Genomic DNA, 19,604 nt, shown 5'->3' with positions numbered 1-19,604 from the left:
GCCTCGTCGTTGGGGCGAGCCTTGGAAAGGAAGGATACATTCCATGAAGGGTCCTCAAGGATATGCATTGATCATCAATGTGGCCATGAACATCATTTTGGGCGTGCTAATTACGGTTTGCTTTGACTTCACGCTCCAGGCAATGATTGGCGTTCAGTTCGTTACCCCCGCTTTGGTGGCCGGCACGGTTATTTCGAGCTTCTGCGTGGGTTTTACCGCGGGAACGCTTGTCCCCGCCATGCCGTGGGGCATGAAGCTGGCGGGCTTGCTGAAGGTTAAGCCGGGCGGTTTGGGCATGCACGTGTGCTGCTCGGTGATGCTCGGGCTGTGCATGGGCGTGTGCATTACGATCGGCAATTTCCTCATTGCCGATTTGGGAACGTCGGGCCTTGCCGGCGCTTTGAGCGACATTGCGGTTGGCCTGCCCATCATCGTTGCCTACGCGATTGTTCTCGTCCTTATTTTCCTCAAGCCTGTGCAGGCGCTTGCGGCGAAGATTTCGGGCTTCGATCCGGCGAAAGCTGCCTAGCGCATCTTCGCGCCACTCTTCAATCCTGTCTATGAAGAAGTAAGGAGTACAACAATGCAGCACGCGAAATACCCCCATTTGTTCTCGAAGGGCAAAGTGGGCAAGGTCACTACCAAGAACCGCGTTATTCGTAATTCCATGGGCACTTACCTTAATGTCGGCAAGCTGTGCGACGTGTCCGATCGCAACATCAAGCACGCTGCCGAGGCCGCCGAGGGCGGCCCGGGCATTGTGTTTCTGGACAATTGCCTTATTGTGGACGGCTATCACATGGGCCTTGCGGCATACGATGACACCTACATCCCCGGGCTTTCCATGATTGCCCAGGCCATGCACGATCACGGCGCGGTTGCGGGCATGCAGCTTGCGCATCCCGGTCGCGACATGGGCTTTGCCGGCGGCGACAACGTGGTTGCGCCCTCGGCAGTTCTTCCCGAAATTATGATTAACGCGGGCGCGACGGTTCCGCGTCCCTTGACCATCGACGAGATTCACGAAATCGAAGAGCAGTACGGCCAGGCCGCCGCGCGTGTGAAGCAGGCCGGCTTCGATATTGTTGAAGTTCATGGCGCATGCGGGTGCCTGCCCACGAACTTTCTTTCGCCGCACGACAACCAGCGAAACGACATTTACGGCGGCTCGCTGTTCAACCGCCAGCGCTTCCTTGTTGAAGTGATTCGCGTCATCAAACGCTACGTTGGCCCCGATTTCCCCGTAAGCGTGAAGCTTGATATGGACGACTGCGAGCCCGACGGCATTCGCCTGGAGGAATGCATCGACACCTGTCGCGTGCTGGAGCGTGAGGGCGTTGCCCTGTTGAACCTGGTTACCGCGACGCATGTGACGGCGAACTTCTCCACGAGTTTCTACCCGTGGTCGTATTGCGCCGATATGGCCGCCAAGGTGAAGGAACAGGTGCATATTCCCGTTATGGTGACCGGCGCCATTCAGTCGCCCGAAGCCGCCGAGAAGATTCTCGCCGATGGCAAGGTCGACTTCGTGGGCACCGCGCGCCAGTGTCTGGCCGACCAGGCATGGGTCGAGAAGGCTCGCACCGGCCACGAGGAAGATATTCGCCCCTGCATCCGTTGCCAAATCGGCTGCACCGACCGTGGCATTCTGGGACATCATCCCATTTCGTGCGCGACCAATCCCACGCTGTTCCATTATTACGAGGAGCTCTACCCCAAGGCTGAAACGCCGAAAAACGTTGCCGTCGTGGGCGCGGGCCCTGCGGGTTGCGAAGCTGCGCTCACGCTGAAGAAGCGCGGCCACAATGTGGTGGTGTTCGAGAAGCGCGAAATCGGCGGCACGATGATCGAAGCCGGCGCCGCGTGGTATAAGTCGGACATCAACCGCTTCATTGAATACTACCGCAAGCAGCTCAAGAAGCACAACATCGAGGTTCGCAAGCAGGAGGTCACGCCCGAGGATATCGCGGCGGGTGGCTTCGACGCCTGCATCGTTGCCATTGGCGGCGAGCCGCGCAAGCTGAACGTTCCTGGTATCGATAAGCCCATCGTAACCGAGGGTATCGATTTCCTGTACGGCTCCAAGAAGGTGGAAGGAAAATCGGCTGTCGTCGTGGGCGGCGCTACCACCACGGCTGAAATCGCCCTGGATTTGGCCGAGAAGGGAATGGACGTTACCATCGTGAAGCGCGGCACGAAATTCCTGAACCCCGCCGGGTGCCAGATGGACATTGAGTACACTATTCGCCTGCACCAGCTGGGCGTGAAGCTGATGACTGGCTACCGTCTCGATAGCGTGACCGACACCTCGGCCATCGCCATCGACCAGTACGGCGAAACCGTCGAGCTTCCCTGCGACAACGTGGTTATTTCCGCCGGCTTCCTCAATCGTCCTGGATTCGCCGAGAAGCTCGAGGAAATCAGCGACATGGACGTGTATATGGCGGGCGACTGCAAGAAGGTCGCGGAAATTCCTGACGCGACCCATGCCGGCTACGCCGTAGCGCGCATGGTGTAGGAAAACGCCTCACCTCATCGCCGTGTGGGCTTGCGCCTGCGCGGCGCCATTTCTCTCGCAAAAAAGAAGCCGCCCAATGGGACGGCTTCTTTTTTGCTCCACGGAGCAGGCAAAGGGAGAGAGAAAAGGACGCCGCTCCAGGAAGGAAGGGAAAACAAACGGGTTTGCGTTTTAAGCGATTTGCTGGCCTCCGTCGAGAGCGAGGGGTTCGCCCGTGCAGTACGACGCCATATCGCTTGCCAAGAACAGGATGCCGTTGGCGATTTCAGCCGGGTCGGCAGTGCGGGCCATGGGGCAGCAGCTCACGGTGTTGCGTCGACGCTGAAAACCAATGACGAGATCGATTGGCGATTCCACCGAGGAGTTGACAATCGCGGAAACGCTTTCGAAAGCCGTTGAGTATTTTGGCGATATTGGTGCTGTTGTTGCGGCCAGGGGCCGTTTGGTTTGCGGCGCTCCGTGTGGGTAAATTTCTCCTGCACAAATACCCTATCGGATGAGCTAATTAACCTATACGAACGTGGGAGAGTCAGCCTTCCCAAGGTACACTTTCAATGCTTGAGAGCATAGCCTGGCGGCAATGCGAGGGTCTGCGGGGTGGCGGGCGCTTGGTGGGGTTGCCGCACGGTTATGAGTCAACCCACATATCAAAGGGGGATATATGGCGAAACTGTCTGTTGAGCCGCGCGCGAAAGACGACGGCAAGTTCGGCTCGTTTGTCGAAGAGTATGAGCGACGCATTAAAGCGACGCCTCTGGGCATGTGCGCGGTGGCATTCCAGCTTGATTTGCTGCGCGCCGGCGGTTGCCAAACCTGTGGAAAATGCGTGCCGTGCCGTGAAGGCATCGGTCGCATTGAGGAACTACTTGAGGAAGTGCTTGCGTTTCAGGCCGAGCCTGGCGCGCTCGACGAGATTCGCGCGCAGGCGAACGTCGTGCGCGATACGGCCGATTGTGCCATCGGATGGCATGCGGCGGAAGTGCTTCTTGGCGGCCTTGACGCGTTCAAGGCTGAATTCGAAAGCCATGTGAATCAGGGCCAATGCCGAGAAGGCGTCGCCCAGACGGTGCCATGCGAAACGCTGTGCCCGGCGCACGTGAACGTGCCGGCGTACGTCGCGCTTGCGGGCGCGGGCGATTACGCCGGTGCCATTGGCATGATTCGCAAAGACAACCCGTTCCCCACGGCATGCGCATACGTGTGCGAGCACCCGTGTGAGAACCGCTGCCGCCGCACGCTCATCGATGCACCGGTGAATATTCGTGGCATTAAGAAGTTCGCGGTCGATCAGCTTGCCGCCGACAAGGTCGCAACGCCCGCGCCTGCTGCTGCGACGGGTAAGAAGGTCGCTATCGTGGGCGGCGGCCCGAGCGGCCTTACCTGCGCGTATTTCTGCGCGCTCATGGGTCATGAAGTGCACGTGTTCGAGATGCGCAAGCAGCTCGGCGGCATGATGCGCTACGGCATTCCCGCCTATCGCTTCCCGCGTGAGCGTCTTGATGAAGACGTGCGCGCCATTATGGGGGCGGGCAACATTTCCGTGCATTTTGAGTCGCGCATCGACGCCGAGGGCATGAAGCGCCTTTCCGTCGAATACGACGCGGTGTACGTGGCCATCGGTGCACAGGGCGGCAAAACGCTGAAGCTCGAAGGCGCCGACGTGCAGGGCGTGATGAGCGCCGTTGAACTGCTCACCAAGATCGGCGATAACGAATGCCCCGATTTCACGGGCAAAAACGTCGTGGTCATCGGCGGCGGCAACGTCGCTATGGACTGCGCGCGCACGAGCGTGCGTGCTGGCGCCGCAAGCGTAACGGTGGCCTATCGCCGCCGCCTGGAAGACATGACGGCACTTCGCGCTGAAATCGATTCCGCCATGCAGGAAGGCGTCGAGATGATGACGCTTCAGGCGCCCGACCATATCGAGGTCGAAGACGGGCATGTTACGGCACTTTATACGCAGCCGCAGTTCATCGGCCCGGTGAAGCGCGGCCGTCCTGCGCCGCAAACCGCCGACAAGCCGCTTGTGCGCATCGTGGCCGACGTGGTGCTTATTGCCGTGGGCCAGGATATTGAAAGCGCCCCGTTCGAAGAAGCGGGCATGCGGGCCGACCGCACCTATTTCGAAGCCGATGACGGCTTGAAGTCTATCGGTGAGCTGCCAAACGTGTTCGTGGGCGGCGATTGCCAGGTTGGCCCAAAAACGGTGATAATCGCCATTGGCGCCGGCAAGGTTGCTGCGCGCAATATCGACGATTTTCTCGGCTTCGACCACAAGCTTGATTGCGGCGTGGCGGTTCCGCCTGCTGCGGCGAACTGGCGTACGCCCTGTGGACGCGTGAACATCGTGGAGCGTCCCGCGCGTGAGCGCAAAGGCGATTTCGATGCCGTCGAGGTGGAAATGACCGCCGAAGAAGCGTTCCAGGAAGCACGCCGTTGCTTGCGTTGCGACCATTACGGCTGTGGAGTTCTCGATGAGGGAAGGGTCCAATATGTGTAAGGTTACCATCGACGGAATCACCGTCCAGGCGCCCGAGGGCTCGACTATCCTCGATGCAGCGAAACTTGCCGGCGTGGACATTCCCACGTTGTGCTTTATGAAGGAAATCAACGAAATCGGCTCATGCCGCGTATGCGTGGTGGAGGTTGAAGGCGAAGACGCCCTGGCCGCCGCGTGCAACACGTGCGTTTTCGACGGCATGGCGGCGCGCACGAGCACGCCGCGCGTAATTGCGGCGCGTCGCGCGAATGTGGAAACCATTTTGGCGACCCACCGCAGCGAATGCACCACGTGCAAGCGCAGCGGCACCTGCGCGTTGCAGGTCGTGGCGAACGGCTGCAACGCGACCGATTTGGAGCGCGACCCCGACTACAAGTTCGAGGCGTGGGACGAAACGTTCCCGCTGCAGCGCGACGCCACCAAGTGCATTCGCTGCATGCGCTGCGTTGCCGAATGCGCGAAGGTACAGCAATGCGCTGTGTGGGAGGTATCTGGTCCCGCTGCGCATCGTGGCGTGCGCGTCGCCGGCGGCGCCGACATTGCCAGCGCGAATTGCGCTTTGTGTGGCCAGTGCGTTACGCATTGCCCCACGGGTGCGCTTACCGCACGCGATGACACGTCCAAGGTGCTTGCGGCTTTGGCCGACCCTCAAGTAATAACTGTGGTTCAAGTTGCGCCTGCCATTCGTTCGGCATGGGGCGAGGGCGTGGGCGTGCCTCGAGAAGAGGCAACGCAAGGCCGCATGGTTTCCGCGCTGCGCGCGCTCGGCTTCGACCGCGTATACGACACCGATTTTGCCGCCGACCTTACCATCATGGAAGAGGCCAACGAATTCATCGAATGGGTAAAGTCTGAAAAGCCGCGCCCGATGTTCACGAGCTGCTGTCCGGGCTGGGTGCGTTTCGCTAAGCAGCATTACCCCCAATTCGTCGGCCAGCTTTCCACGAGCAAATCTCCGCACGAGATGCTTGGCGCCACGGCGAAGGCACTCATGTCGCAAGAGGCATATGAACAGGGTAAACGAGTATTCGTTGTTTCGGTCATGCCTTGTATTGCCAAAAAATACGAGGCGGGCGTGCCCCAGCTTTCGACCGAGGCGGGCCCCGATGTCGACGCGGTACTCACGACGCGCGAGTTCGACCGCATGCTGCGCATGCTCAACGTGAATTGCGCCGATTTACCCGAGGGCGACTTCGACGACCCGCTGGGACTGTCCACGGGTGCGGGCACTCTTTTCGGCCGCACGGGCGGCGTGATGGAAGCGGCGCTGCGTTCGGCGGCGTTCTTCCTCACGGGCGAGAAGCCCGATTTCAGCACGTGCGACACGACAGCGGCAACTCCCGAGCGACCCTGGGTCGATAAAACGCTCGATATCGCCGGAATGCAGCTTCGTATCGCCATCGCGAGCGGCCTTTCGAATACGGCTGTGTTGCTCGATGCGCTTGAAGCTGGCACGGCGAGCTACGATTTCGTCGAGATCATGGCGTGCCCAGGCGGCTGCGTGGGTGGTGGCGGTCAGCCCATTGCCTTCAACCAGGAGCTCGCGAGCGAGCGAGCCGCGGTGCTCAATGCGCTTGACGGCGCCGATACACTGCGCTTCTCGCACGAGAACCCTGATATTAAGGCTCTCTACGACCGCTTGCTCGGCGAGCCCCTTTCCGAGAAGGCCGAGGAGCTTTTGCATACCAACCAGGCGGAGTGGGACATCTAATATGCCAACAACGTGCGACATGACTTTGCTTGAACAGCTGGCGGACAAGCTGTCGAACAATCATGCTCTCACGTTTGAGGAATACGAGCGGCTCATCGCGCGGCGCACGCCCGCGATGGCCGCTGGCCTTGCGCGTCGCGCGGTTGCGGCGCGCAAAGCCGTGTATGGCGATGCGGTGTTCACCCGCGGCCTTATCGAAGCATCGAGCTGCTGCAAGAACGATTGCTTCTACTGCGGTATTCGCCGTTCGAACGGGGCCGCACGTCGCTATCGCCTTTCTGCCGATGAAATCGTCGAATGCGCGCATACGGGTTACGATCTAGGCTTTCGCACCTTTGTTTTGCAGGGTGGGGAAGATTCGTTCTTTTCAGACGACGTGCTGTGCGGCGTGGTGTCTCGCATTCGCGAGGCGCACCCCGATTGCGCGGTTACGCTTTCGTTTGGGGAACGCAGCCGCAAAAGCTACGAGCGGCTGTTTTCCGCGGGCGCCGAGCGCTATTTGCTGCGCCATGAAACGGCAAGCCGCGAGCTGTATGCGCGCTGGCACCCCGCCGATATGTCATTCGACGCTCGCATGCGCTGCCTTTCCGACTTGCGCGAGATTGGTTACGCGGTGGGCGTGGGCTTCATGGTTGGCGCCCCGTTCCAAACTTCGGCCGACTTCGCACGCGATTTGCGGTTCATCGAGACATTCCAGCCTGAAATGTGCGGCATTGGCCCGTTCGTGCCGCATCATGCAACGCCGTTCGCGGCGTATGGAGCGGGCACGGTGGAGCTTACGTGCTACTTGCTCTCGATTATCAGGCTCATTAAGCCCAATGTGCTTTTGCCTGCGACCACGGCTCTTGGCACTATTGCGCCTGATGGGCGGGAGCAGGGCATTCTTGCGGGGGCGAACGTGGTGATGCCGAACCTCTCACCTGTGGCCCATCGGAAAGACTACGACCTGTACGACAACAAGATTTGCACAGGCGAAGAAGCCGCGGAATGTCGTGGGTGCTTGGGCGCGCGCATGCTTTCCGTCGGCTATCGACTGGTGGTCGATCGCGGCGATATGGCGCCTGCGTCTTCCGCCTGCGTGTAATGTGTTTTATGAAGGAAGTGCCTCATGGGATATTCGTACAATCCGAAATCGTTATGCGCTGACGAATTCATCAACGACGAGGAAATTCAAGAGACGCTGGCGTATGCCGACGCGCACAAAAACGACCTGCAGCTGTGCTACGACATTCTCGAGAAGTGCAAGCCGCATTTGCATCCGGCGAACGAGCACGGCGCCATGATTACGCATCGCGAGGCGAGCGTGCTTCTGGCCTGCGAAAACAAGGGCGTCAACGATGCTATTAAAAAGCTCGCGCATGACATTAAGCAGGCATATTATGGCAATCGCATCGTGTTGTTCGCTCCGCTGTATTTGTCGAATTACTGCGTGAACGGGTGCTTGTATTGCCCCTACCACGCGAAGAATCGTGAGATTCCGCGCCGAAAGCTCACCCAGGACGAGATTCGCGCCGAGGTTATCGCGCTGCAAGACATGGGCCATAAACGCCTGGCGATTGAGGCCGGCGAAGACCCGAAGCACAACCCCATCGAGTATATTCTGGAATCGATGAACACCATCTATTCCATCAAGCATAAAAACGGCTCTATCCGCCGCGTGAACGTGAATATCGCCGCTACCACGGTCGACGAGTACCGCATGCTCAAAGAGGCCGAAATTGGCACGTATATCCTGTTCCAGGAAACGTATAACAAGGAAGGCTACAAGCGCTTGCACCCCACGGGGCCGAAGAGCGACTACAACTGGCATACCGAGGCCATGGATCGCGCCATGGAGGGCGGCATCGACGATGTGGGCCTCGGTGTGCTGTTTGGACTGGAGGGCTATCGCTATGAATTTGCGGGGCTCATCATGCACGCCGAGCACTTGGAGGCTGTGCATGGCGTGGGGCCGCACACCATTAGCGTGCCGCGCGTGAAGCCCGCCATGGATATCGATCCTGATGTGTTCGACAACGGCATTTCCGACGAGATGTTTGAGAAGATTATCGCGCTCATTCGCATTACCGTGCCGTATACGGGCATGATCATCTCCACGCGCGAGGGGCAAAAGGTGCGCGAGCATGCGCTGCAGTACGGCATCAGCCAAATCTCAGGCGGCAGTCGCACGAGCGTGGGCGGCTATACGGAAGCTGCACGCCCGCACGATACCGAGCAGTTCGACGTGAGCGACCAGCGCACGCTCGATGAGATTATTTCGTGGCTCATCGAACAAGAGCACGTGCCGAGCTTCTGCACGGCGTGCTATCGCGCGGGGCGCACGGGCGATAGGTTCATGAGCTTCTGCAAGAACGGGCAGATCCTGAACTATTGTCACCCCAATGCCCTCATCACGCTGGCGGAGTACTTGGTCGACTACGCGACGCCCGAGACGTTCCAGAAGGGCTTCGAATTGCTTGAGCGTGAGATGTACAAGATCAAAGACGACAATCGCCGACACCAGTGCGTGGAAGCAATTTATGCAATCGTGCACGAGGGCAAACGCGACCAAAGGTTTTAAAGTGGGTCGTGGGACGTTGTGATACTACGGAAAGCGCAGGTGACGGCTGTGTGGCGAAAGGAATGATGCTGGCATGGGTTTGAACGAGACGCCTTCGGGCGAGCGCGTGCGCATTGGTTTTTTCGGCGTGCGCAATGCGGGCAAGTCGAGCTTGGTGAACGCCGTGTGTGGCCAGCAGGTCGCGCTCGCAAGCGATGTGGCCGGCACCACGACCGATCCAGTGAAAAAGGCCATGGAGCTTTTGCCCTTAGGGCCAGTCGATGTTATTGATACCCCCGGCATCGATGACGAAGGCGATTTGGGCGAGCGCCGCGTTTCCCGCGCGCGCGAGGTGCTGCGCACATGCGATGTGGCGGTACTGGTGACCGACGCCGCGCGTGAGCCCGTGCAGGCCGAGCGAGAGCTCGCGGCGCTGTTCGCCGAGCGCGGCCTGTCGTGCGTTATTGCGCGCAACAAGGTCGACCTGCTTGGCGATGCGGCCGCTGGCGGGGAGCTGCGCGATTTGGGCGCTCTTCGCATGGATGAAGGGGACTCGCGCGATGCTCGGGCTCGTGCGGTTGCGCATGCCTGCGTCGATGGCGTGCCGGGTGATGCTGGGTCAAATGGTATCGCAATGCGGGACGATGGTTTGATTGATGACGCAGCGTCAGCGGATGGCGGGCAAGATGGTGCTTCGCCGCGTAATGCCAATCCTGCCGCCTTCGCGCCTCGTGTTGAGGTGCTCGTGAGTGCTCACACGGGGCAGGGCGTTGTTGAGCTAAAAGAGGCCATCGCCCGCTTGGGAAGCGCGGCCGTGAGTGAGCGCCGCGTGGTGGCCGATTTGCTATCGTCGGACGATAAGGTTGTGCTCGTGGTGCCTATCGATTCGTCGGCGCCGAAGGGGCGCATTATTTTGCCGCAGCAACTCGTGCTGCGCGACGTGCTCGATGCTCATGCGAGTGCCGTGGTGTGCCAGCCCGAAGAACTCGACGGCGTGCTCGCGTCGGTGGGCGACGTGCGTCTCGTGATAACCGACTCCCAAGTGTTCGGCCGGGTATCGCGCATTGTTCCAGAAACGTGCCCGCTCACGTCGTTTTCCATTCTTATGGCGCGCTATAAGGGCAATTTGAGAACGCTCGTCGAAGGTGCGTCGGCGCTTGGCATCCTGACCGACGAAAGCCGCGTGCTTATCTCTGAGGGGTGCACGCACCATAGGCAATGCGAAGACATCGGCACCGTGAAAATGCCCGCATGGATTCGCCAGCATTGCGGTGCAAGTCCGTCGTTCGAATTCACCCAGGGCAACGATTTCCCTGAAGACGTGAGCGACTACGACGTGGTGGTGCATTGCGGTGCCTGTATGCTCAACGGAAAAGAAATGCAGCGGCGGCTATCGGTGGCCGCGGCAAGCGGTACGCCCATGGTGAACTACGGCGTGGCGATCGCCTGCATGCACGGCATCCTCGAGCGCAGCCTGCAGCCTTTGCGCGGCTTCGGGATTTAAGTTCTCTGAGATTGGCGTGTCTGCGTCGATTCGCCCCCGACCTGCTCAATGCTTGTAGCATTGAGCAGGTTTTGAGAAGGGACGCGCAGGGTGGCCGCGGAGCTTCCCGCGGGGACAGCACGTTAAATGCTCGCAGCGTTTAACATGTTTTGGGAATGGGGAAAGGGCGCAGGCCGTCGCGGTAATTCTCGAGACTCAGGGCGGCGACAACTTTTGCGATGGGGACGGACTGCGACAACCGTCGTGGCGAATGCGGATCGTGGAATTCTTACGACGACGCTGGCGCCGCATGAGTTTTGGCATCCTTCAGCACCTGCGCAATGTTCCTGCTAAGTGCTCGTAGCATTGAGCAGGCAGGAATGTGTTAAATGCTGCGAGCATTTAACAGGTACAGGAGTCAAAGCGGGCGTTCATTTAAAATTCGCTCATAAAAATGCGAAAAACTCGGGAAATTCGCTCATAAAAGTGTAGAGAAACTCGAAAAACTCGCTCATAAAAATGTATAATGCCTGGTGAAAGAGTTATTATTAAAAGGGGAGCGAAGAATGACATATCTGAGACGCAAAATCGATGCTTTTCTTGAACAGTGGAAGAACGATTCAGACAAAAAACCTCTCGTTGTAAAAGGGCCAAGGCAGGTTGGGAAAACCGAATCTATTCGTCGATTCGGCTTCGCCAACTACGATTCCGTGATAGAAATAAATTTCGTCGAAGAGTCTAAATACAAATCGATTATCGAAGATGGCTATTCAGCGGCGAGCATTGTGCGCAACATTAGCCTTTTGGACCCTGCAAAACGGTTCATTGAAGGAAGAACGCTCTTATTCTTTGACGAACTGCAGGAGTTCCCCGAAATTGCGACGGCGCTGAAATTCTTTAAACAAGATGCCCGCTTTGACGTGATATGCAGCGGTTCGATGCCTGGGATTAACTACCAGAGAATCGAGAGTAATAGCGTAGGCTACAAAACTGATTTCGAAATGCGCTCCCTCGATTTTGAGGAGTTCCTGTGGGCGAAGGGGTATGACAATTCGCTCGCCGGCGAGATGCTCGCGCACCTTATCGAGGCGCGGCCATTTACGAATATACAGCACAAGGTGCTTATGGATGTCTTTTTGGACTATTGCGCTCTTGGCGGTATGCCCGATGTTGTGCGCTCGTATATCGATCAGAATACATTCGAAGGATCGCTTCAGACTCAGCGACAATTGGTGCTTGACTATCGCGAAGATATCCAAAAATACGCCGAAGGTCTGGACAAAGGGCGTATATTGAACGTTTTCAATCACATTCCCGCGCAGCTCGCGAAGGAAAACAAGAAGTTCCAAATGAGCAAGGTGGCGAAAAACGCCCGGTTCAAAGACTATAACGGCTGCGTCGAATGGCTTGAAATGGCGGGCATGGTCAACGTGTGCCGATGCCTTTCTTTTCCCGAGCTGCCGTTGAAGGGGAATTACGAAGAGAACAAATACAAGCTCTATTTTGGCGATACGGGCTTGTTCATCGCGATGCTCGATGACGAGGCGAGCGAAGACTTTCGGACGAATCGCAATTTAGGCGTGTACAAAGGCGCGCTCTATGAATGTATCGTCGGCGAAGCTCTCGTGAAGAGCGGCTGTCCGCTGTTCTACTACAAGCGCGAGAATTCGACGCTTGAAGAGGATTTTTTTGTGAGGACCCAGTCGAGCCTCGTGCCGGTTGAAGTGAAGGCGAAGAATGGCACTTCGAAATCGCTTCGCACGCTTATTGCGTCGGATTCGTATCCCGATATTCATTTCGGCTTGAAATTGACTTCGGGCAACGTCGGCTTCGAGAACAGCATTTTCACGATGCCGTATTTTGCTGCCTTTCTTCTGAAACGCCTGCTGGGTGCGTGTGACAAGGGCGAAGTGGCCTGGTTTGAAAAAGGTCAGTGGTGAGAGCCCTAGTGTATTATGGTTCTTGGCCGTTTGCGCTTTAAAACCTGCTAAATGCTCGTAGCGTTTAGCAGGTTTTGGGAAGGTGGCGCGGGTCGGCCGCGACGATTCTCGCGACAATGGACTACGAAAGTCATTTCGATGCGCGCTGATCGCGTCGATTTTTGCGGCGACGGCGGCTGCGCGTTGGGCCTGGCGTCTTTCGGCGCCTGCTCAACGCTACGAGCATTTAGCGGGCGGGAATGTGTTAAATGCTGCGAGCATTTAACAGGTGTGATGGTCAAACCCGGGCGCCTGAAACTCGCTCATAAAAGTGCGAGAATCTCTGAAAAGTCGCTCATAAAAGTGTAGCCTTGCGTTGAAAACTCGCTCATGAAAATGTATAACACCTGGTGAAGTGGTCGTTGTGTTTATTGAATACAAAGAAGCCCGCTCAGTGGTGGAAACACTGAGCGGGCTTCTTGGTGCAATGTGTTGGTAGAGCGTCTGCATTCATGGGCGTTCGCGATACTGCCGTTTGCTTAAAACTTTTGTCGTCGTTATCGGAAAATCCGAGCATGAAGCTGCTGGGCGTATCCTAATGTGAAAATCTGCTCTGTGGTAAGATATTAGGCTGCCAGACTCGGGTCCTGGTTTTCATTTCGGCTCCTCTTGCGGCAATCGAGATGTGCGAGATGAAGTACGTGGGCATGAACAATCATGTGAACAGAGGGGATTTCTACAAATGTCTAGCATGGGCTTGATGCAGCATAGTATTTCGCAAAGCGAAGGCTCTTGGAAGACTCCTCTGATGACCCTGTTTGCCCTTGCGCTCTATTGGCCGCTCTTTATGCTGCCTCTTTTCCCGGGAGAATTTTTTCCTCAACTCCCATACGCCTCATCGAATTTTACGTATTCTCTTCTCTTATTTCTTGTAATGCTCGCCGGATCGTTGGTGCTGGCTAGACGCCCCAATGGGCTCATATCTTTTTCTAGGAGTGCACAGGTGGCGTTGTGCATGCTCGCGCTTATTTTGCTCGCATTTGTGGTTTTGCTCCTGGTGTTTCGGAAGGTGGGTGCTAACCCTCCTTTGATTTTATTCTGGCTCTATCCTGTTGTCGTCGGGTTGTATGGTGTGTTTCTCGGCGTTCGCATGATGTTTGCACTTGCATGTTGCGAAGAGCGGCTTCATGCGGCAATTGTGCTGGGATCACTGCTCGTATCGTTCGTTGTTGGCGCGATAATTCCTTCTGTGCTTCAAGCGTGCGGGCTTCCTTATGCTGGTGCGAATTATCCGATGCTTCTTGCCGCGGGGGGCTTTGCTCAGATTTTGCCTAAACCAGATGCGAAGATGTTCAATGTGGGCTTGCGATCGTATACGAAGCGTGCTTTCGCTCGGAATATGCTGCTCGTACTCATGTTTGTGTGTTATCTGTTCGTGAGTGGCATGTTTATGGGTTCGTATGTTTCTAGGTCCAGCGGGGTTTGGTTTATCGGTGACGCATTGCATCTGATCATAGGGTTTGCGCTCTATGCCGTTTGCTCTATTGGCATATTTGTTGAATACCGCAAGGAACGTTCCTCTTTATTACGCAGCGCAAGTGGAGCAAGTTCTTTCTTTTGGGGATCATTTATGCTGCTGCTTACTATATTCCTCTATTGCATAGCACTGCTTAATCCTGTCCATGTTGGCTTGTGCGCTGAAATAGTGTTGCCAAGTCTGCCGCTTGCCATGGTGCTTCTTTGGCTTTTGGGTTTCGAATGGGCAAGACGGTCTGATCGAAAGATAGCGCAATATATTACGGTCGCGATCCCATTGAGCATTGTTGGTATGAACGTGGTGGCAGACGCATTTGGGACGATGCCTTTTGGCGACAGCGGTTTTATGGCAAATACCATGAACGCCGTCGCGTTAGCCATGGCGTTTCTTATGGCGTTTTTCTTCTTCTTGTGGATGATCTTGGGCGTTGACGGAATTAATCCGCAACATGGCATCGAAGGGGCAAGCGACGAGCAAGAGGAAGCTGTCCGTCGGCTTTCCTCGCAATATGACTTAACGCAGCGCGAATGCGATGTAATGCGTTTACTTTCAAAGGGTCATACGCAAAAACGCATTGCTCAGGATTTGGGCCTGTCGATTAACAGCGTCCAGACGTATGCGAAAAGCCTCTATCGAAAGATGGGCGTACATTCGCGACAAGACCTGATTGACCTTGTGTGCGATGCGAAAGAAAACGAATAGACAAGTGCAAAAGTGTTCTGATTGGTATGTGCCAGGGGGCCAAGAGTAAGCTCTTGGCCCCCTGCAGGAACGTAAGAGTAGAGGCGTCTACCAAACGCTGATGGCCGTGGCGCAATCAGGGCTTTCCCACATATATGACCCGTCTTCGCCTGCGAAATATTCTTTCAAGTCATCAAATCCACTGGGATTTTTAGGTGTCATGTCGCCGGTCAGCGCGTGAATCACCGTATAACGCCCTGCGGTGAAGATATGGGAATTCGAAAAGCCTCCGGGCATGCTCCAGTTGATGCCGCCGCATGGGTTGCCTGCATCAACGCCGGCAGCGTATAGCCCCGGAATGGGATTGCTGTCTTCATCGATAACGCGATAGCGGTCGTCCACCATGACGCCAGCGTTAATTGCCGACATACCCACATCGCCCTTGATGCAGTAATACGGCGGAGTGTCCATTGCCACCAGATGACTGCCGGGCACACCGAAGTCGTCATCTCGCCCTTGTGCGCACATTTCGTTATAGCGTTTGATGCTTGCAACGCCTTCATCAACGGGAATGCCTGCATTTTCGCACAGCTCCTCGAGGGTGTTTCCCGATACCACAATTTCGGGATCCATCCAGGCGGATCCTTTGCCAACTAGGGCCACGGGAGGAATGCCCAGGCTGCTCGGATAAAATCCTTCGGTTTTGGAATCAAACAGCCTGAAATGCCTTCCTGCGTCTTCCGGCTTGGTGGTGTAAGACATGGGGATGTTGAGGCTACTCATACCAACTGTCTCATTGCAGAAGCGTTTGCCTTCGAGGCTCAGTGCGAGGAAGGGGAAGAACATGAAGGGGCCGATGTAGTTGGAATGGATTTGACGCGCATGTCCAAGCGGGGCAATGCGTCCACCGGCAAGAATGCCAAGGATGTGGCCGTCGCCAGTGCGGTTTTCCAGTACCCTTGGATACATAAACGAATCATGCAGATTGCGGTCGACCATTGAGTCGTTGTTCATGTAGTCGCCCGCCGCCAAGATGACCGCTTTTGAGGCGTTGAGTTTGATGTACTTTCCGTCTTTGGTTTTGCCAATTGCTCCGGTTACGGTACCGTCTTCAGACTGCACAAGCTGAACGCAGGGCGTTTCGTAGTAAAATTTGGCGCCGTTTTGTTCAGCGCGATTTGCGAGGGCAACCATGAGACTCTGATTGGATTCTTGGGTTGCGTCGCATACGGCGACAAGGCTTCCGTCGTCATAGCGGATTGAGCTGTCGGTTAAGAACTCGATAGGGGTAATGCCCTCTTCGATACCGCGAGATATAACCCACGGTACCGCTTCTTCGGCATAGTCCACGTAATACTGGAACAGGGCAGGATTGATTCGCCAATCACTGAGTTTTGCCCAGTCGCTGCGCCAGCGTGCAATGCCCGACAAGTTGGAAGCTTCTTTAACTACGAAAGAGCAGCCGTTTCCGTTGGCGGCAACAGTGGCCTCTTTCTGGAGGCATGCGACGGTCGCGCCCTCTTCAACGGCGGTAAGCACTGCGGGAACGCCGGCGCATCCGGCTCCGACCACCACAATGTCGTAGGTTTCTTCGGAGGCGAAGCTGGTTATAGGGTCGGTTTCCACCACGCTGTATTTAAAATCTGACGCGCGTAGGTCAGCGGGGAGATCAGATTTTGCCGCTGGGGCGTTTTCCGCATCTTTTCGCGGGGAACAAGCCGAAGCGCCGAGCAGAGTTGCGGCCGCGGCAAATGCCGCACCGCCTTTAATGAGATTTCTGCGGGAGATATTCGTTTCCATGCCACCCATTCCTTGTTTTTGTGTTTATGAGTTACCCGGGTTGTTTGAGAATTGTGCTGCAGGGTTGAGCATTTGTCTTCACAGGAAACAGGGACTTTTCGTTTTTTTCTTCATAGGAAACAGGGGGCTTTTCGTTTTTTCTTCCCACATGAAATATGGATATGAGGTTCATTGTCGAAGTTTCGGCGCTTGAAACGGGTGGGGCTCAATTTGAAAGGAATCGAAGAGACCAATTGGCCCGCAGACGAAGGCCGCCCGAACGCGGCATAAAAGGCGTCAATGGAATCGGGACAGATACCGTTATCGCGAAGCTTGAGTTCAAATAAGGCCGACGCGAAAACGATATACCCGAAGCCGCTTTCCCTCCCGTGCGGCGTTCCTTTAGGGGCCCTGGCGTAAAGCCAGGGCCTTTCTGCAGAGGTTTACACGGAGAGAATGATTCAATGGAGGCTGACCCTAGCTCGGCCGCCTGTCACCGCGCTTACACGCGTTCCGCGAACTTGTATCCCACGCGCCATACCGTGAGCAGGTATTTCGGCTGCGAGGGATTGTCTTCGATCTTCTCGCGAATTTTGCGCATGAATACGGTGATGCTGCTTTCGTCCACGTTGCTGTCGCGGCCCCAAATGTGCTCGTAGATTTGACCGCGTGTGAACGCCTGGCCGGGGTTCGACGCGAGCAGCGCCAGAATCTCGAATTCCTTTGCGGTGAGGTCGATTTTCTTGCCGCGCAAATACACCTCATAGCGATTGAAGAAAATCTCGAGGTTGCCAGTTTTGTTCGATCCCTCGCGCTGAGTCGCCTTCGCGTACGCCAAATTAGCTTTGTGGCGACGCAGATGCGCCTCGATGCGCAATAACAGCTCTTCGGAAGAGAACGGCTTCACCACGTAATCGTCGCCGCCGGCTTTGAAGCCAATCGACTTGTCGACGATGTCGCCTTTTGCGGAAAGGAACACGACGGGGATTCGGCGTCCCTTTTCGCGAATGGACTTGCACACGTCAAAGCCGTTCATGCCAGGCATCATCACGTCGAGCAGCAACAGGTCGGGGTGCTCGGTCGACAGCATTTCCAATCCTTCTTCGCCGCCGTATGCGCCGCAATATGAATACCCCGCATCTTCCAAAATGCGCTTAATGAGCGTGTGCACGCCGCAATCGTCATCGATGAGCATCACTTTATACGGTTCGGCCATGTCGCTATTCCTCCTTTACCGCTTGGCGAATCGGTAGACGCACCGTAAACGCCGACCCGTGCCCTAGTTCGCTTTCGAGCGTTATGTCTCCGCCGTGCATCTCGACGTATTCCTTCGCCAAAGCAAGGCCCAGGCCCGTTCCCCGATATTTGCGGGATACCGATGAATCGGCCTGCGCGAATCGCTCGAATATGCGCTCCCGATCGGCTTTCGCCACGCCGATGCCCGTATCCGCCACGCAAATCCATGCCTGCTCGCACTCGGGATGATAGCTCACCGTTACGCGCACCTTTCCGCCTTCGGGCGTGAATTTCATCGCATTGCCGACGAGGTTTTCAACCACATGGCGAATTTTCTCGAAATCGGCTTCGATGAGCGGCACGTCGGCATCGATGGAGCACGAGAAGTCGATGCCGTTGTGCTCGGCAAGAGGACGCATGACCGATTCCACCATGCCCACTACATCGCCGAGCTCTACTGGCTCGCATGAAAGCTCAGTCTTGCCTGCGTCGACGCGGCTCATTTCCAAGATGTCGTTAATCATGAGCAGAAGTACGCGCGAATTCGTTTCAATCTCCTGGCGCACCTGGGCTTCGCGCGCATCGCGGGGCGCTCCTTCACTGTTGAGTATTTCGGAAAATGCCAAAATCGAGGTGAGCGGCGTGCGAAGCTCATGGCTCATCATCGATAAGAAGTCCGATTTGTACTGGTTGTCTTGGGCTAGACGCTCATTAGCCTCTTCCAGCTGGGCACGTTGCCGCTCAAGGACGGCGTTAGCTTGGGCGAGCTGTGCCGTGCGGTCAGCGACCTGGGATTCGAGACTGTCATAGAGGTCGGAGAGCTCGCGCGTCATTTTATTGAATTCGTCGACCAGCGAATTCAATTCGGGCGACGATTCGACCCGTTCGAGTTTCGCGTCGAGTTCGCCCGACTGAATCTTCTCAACGCCGCCGCGGATGCGTGCAAGTGGTCGCGTGACCAGGTACGATAGTGCGGCGTATACGATAAGCAGACATGCAACGAGTACTGCGACGAAGAATTCCACATTGTGCGCAACGTTGTCGCGTTCGGCTTGAATGTAGATATCCATAGGAATCACGATGGAGATGGCTCCACCCACATCGCCCACGCTCCAGCCTTCCTTCGCGTGGCCCGTAACGTCGAGTTCGCCTGCTGGCTCGCCATGGCATTCCAAGCAGCTCTTCTTGATTTCCATGGGCGCCATGTACCGGTATACCTGCGATCCATCGTACTGCGTGACGTTCGCATAATACGTAAGCGTCGGGTCGGCATAGAGCGCATCGAGACCCGCTGCTTCGAATTCGTCGGGCTCGTCTTCGGAATTGCGCGGATTGAAGTTCACGAAGCGCGTGGTGTAACCCGATTCGATGGAGAACAGCCGGCCTATGCTTCGGCCGACGACGGCGCAATGCAGGCCCTGATAGCTGCCCGTGCTGCCATATGCGGCAGCTTCGAGCTTCTCTTGGTTCGCCGACATGAAATCCCACATGGCGGTCATTTGCTGCGAGAGCACCAAACCCTTTTCCTGCAGTTCACTCTCGGTTTGTTGACGCTGGGCTTCTGTCGTCCACACGACGTTTACCGCCAAGGCGACGGCGAACAGCGTCACCATGAGCACGGCGAACTTTGTACGCAGTTTCACTTTTCGAACGTTTGATTCCAGTTTCCCCATCGCGCCTTCCCCCCTAAGGCGAGCTGTT

The 19,604-nt window shown here is 56.5% G+C and carries 13 protein-coding genes; 9 read left to right on the top strand and 4 right to left on the bottom strand.

Going from position 1 to position 19,604, the window contains the following annotated elements; translation table 11 throughout:
• Positions 1–43 precede the first annotated feature (43 nt).
• Together ifcD and dzr are read left to right on the top strand one after the other, a co-directional pair.
• Complete coding sequence (gene ifcD / locus DMP05_RS08465) at positions 44–529, top strand: protein IfcD (RefSeq protein ID WP_123220035.1); 486 nt, start codon at positions 44–46, stop codon at positions 527–529.
• Positions 530–583: 54 nt separating this feature from the next.
• Positions 584–2,518, top strand: coding sequence for a daidzein reductase (dzr, locus tag DMP05_RS08460; protein ID WP_123220034.1), 1,935 nt, complete (start codon positions 584–586; stop codon positions 2,516–2,518).
• A 171-nt stretch (positions 2,519–2,689) separates the two neighbouring features.
• Here the strand turns inward: dzr and DMP05_RS10005 are convergent, their stop codons facing one another.
• A complete protein-coding gene (locus DMP05_RS10005; RefSeq protein ID WP_211326873.1) occupies positions 2,690–2,875 on the bottom strand; it encodes an SDR family oxidoreductase in 186 nt (61 codons plus the stop codon).
• 304 nt (positions 2,876–3,179) lie between these two features.
• Here DMP05_RS10005 and ifcE point away from each other — a divergent pair, with 304 nt between their 5' ends.
• The 7 genes from ifcE (at position 3,180) to DMP05_RS08420 (ending at position 14,909) form a co-directional block, all read left to right on the top strand.
• Positions 3,180–5,018, top strand: a complete 1,839-nt coding sequence (ifcE, locus tag DMP05_RS08450) for a putative FAD-dependent oxidoreductase IfcE (protein WP_183907167.1) — start codon at positions 3,180–3,182, stop codon at positions 5,016–5,018.
• Complete coding sequence (locus tag DMP05_RS08445; protein WP_123220032.1) at positions 5,011–6,729, top strand: [FeFe] hydrogenase, group A; 1,719 nt, start codon at positions 5,011–5,013, stop codon at positions 6,727–6,729. The genes ifcE and DMP05_RS08445 overlap by 8 nt, the downstream gene beginning before the upstream one ends.
• A gap of 19 nt (positions 6,730–6,748) precedes the next feature.
• Positions 6,749–7,813 (top strand): [FeFe] hydrogenase H-cluster radical SAM maturase HydE, encoded by a 1,065-nt coding sequence (gene hydE, locus DMP05_RS08440; protein WP_123220054.1) that lies wholly within the window; start codon positions 6,749–6,751, stop codon positions 7,811–7,813.
• A 24-nt stretch (positions 7,814–7,837) separates the two neighbouring features.
• Positions 7,838–9,289, top strand: a complete 1,452-nt coding sequence (hydG, locus tag DMP05_RS08435) for a [FeFe] hydrogenase H-cluster radical SAM maturase HydG (RefSeq protein ID WP_123220031.1) — start codon at positions 7,838–7,840, stop codon at positions 9,287–9,289.
• A 73-nt stretch (positions 9,290–9,362) separates the two neighbouring features.
• A complete protein-coding gene (gene hydF / locus DMP05_RS08430; RefSeq protein ID WP_123220030.1) occupies positions 9,363–10,772 on the top strand; it encodes a [FeFe] hydrogenase H-cluster maturation GTPase HydF in 1,410 nt (469 codons plus the stop codon).
• 545 nt (positions 10,773–11,317) lie between these two features.
• Entirely contained in the window at positions 11,318–12,691 is a 1,374-nt protein-coding gene (locus DMP05_RS08425) for an ATP-binding protein (protein WP_123220029.1), read from the top strand.
• A 721-nt stretch (positions 12,692–13,412) separates the two neighbouring features.
• Positions 13,413–14,909, top strand: coding sequence for a helix-turn-helix transcriptional regulator (locus tag DMP05_RS08420; protein ID WP_123220028.1), 1,497 nt, complete (start codon positions 13,413–13,415; stop codon positions 14,907–14,909).
• A gap of 87 nt (positions 14,910–14,996) precedes the next feature.
• Here DMP05_RS08420 and DMP05_RS08415 read toward each other — a convergent pair whose 3' ends face one another.
• The 3 genes from DMP05_RS08415 to DMP05_RS08405 all read right to left on the bottom strand — a co-directional run bounded on the left by DMP05_RS08415 (position 14,997) and on the right by DMP05_RS08405 (position 19,546).
• Positions 14,997–16,688 carry an FAD-dependent oxidoreductase gene (locus DMP05_RS08415; protein WP_161957513.1) on the bottom strand — a complete coding sequence of 564 codons (1,692 nt, stop codon included), beginning with the start codon at positions 16,686–16,688 and terminating at the stop codon, positions 14,997–14,999.
• Positions 16,689–17,169: 481 nt separating this feature from the next.
• A complete protein-coding gene (locus DMP05_RS08410) occupies positions 17,170–17,883 on the bottom strand; it encodes a response regulator transcription factor (RefSeq protein WP_170151670.1) in 714 nt (237 codons plus the stop codon).
• Positions 17,884–17,887: 4 nt separating this feature from the next.
• Entirely contained in the window at positions 17,888–19,546 is a 1,659-nt protein-coding gene (locus tag DMP05_RS08405; RefSeq protein ID WP_244595107.1) for an ATP-binding protein, read from the bottom strand.
• Positions 19,547–19,604 lie beyond the last annotated feature (58 nt).

It is taken from the genome of Slackia isoflavoniconvertens (assembly GCF_003725955.1).
GTDB classification, from domain to species: domain Bacteria; phylum Actinomycetota; class Coriobacteriia; order Coriobacteriales; family Eggerthellaceae; genus Slackia; species Slackia isoflavoniconvertens.
The sequence above is the reverse complement of the archived record's forward strand: the minus strand, read 5'-3'. Positions and strand labels throughout refer to the sequence as shown.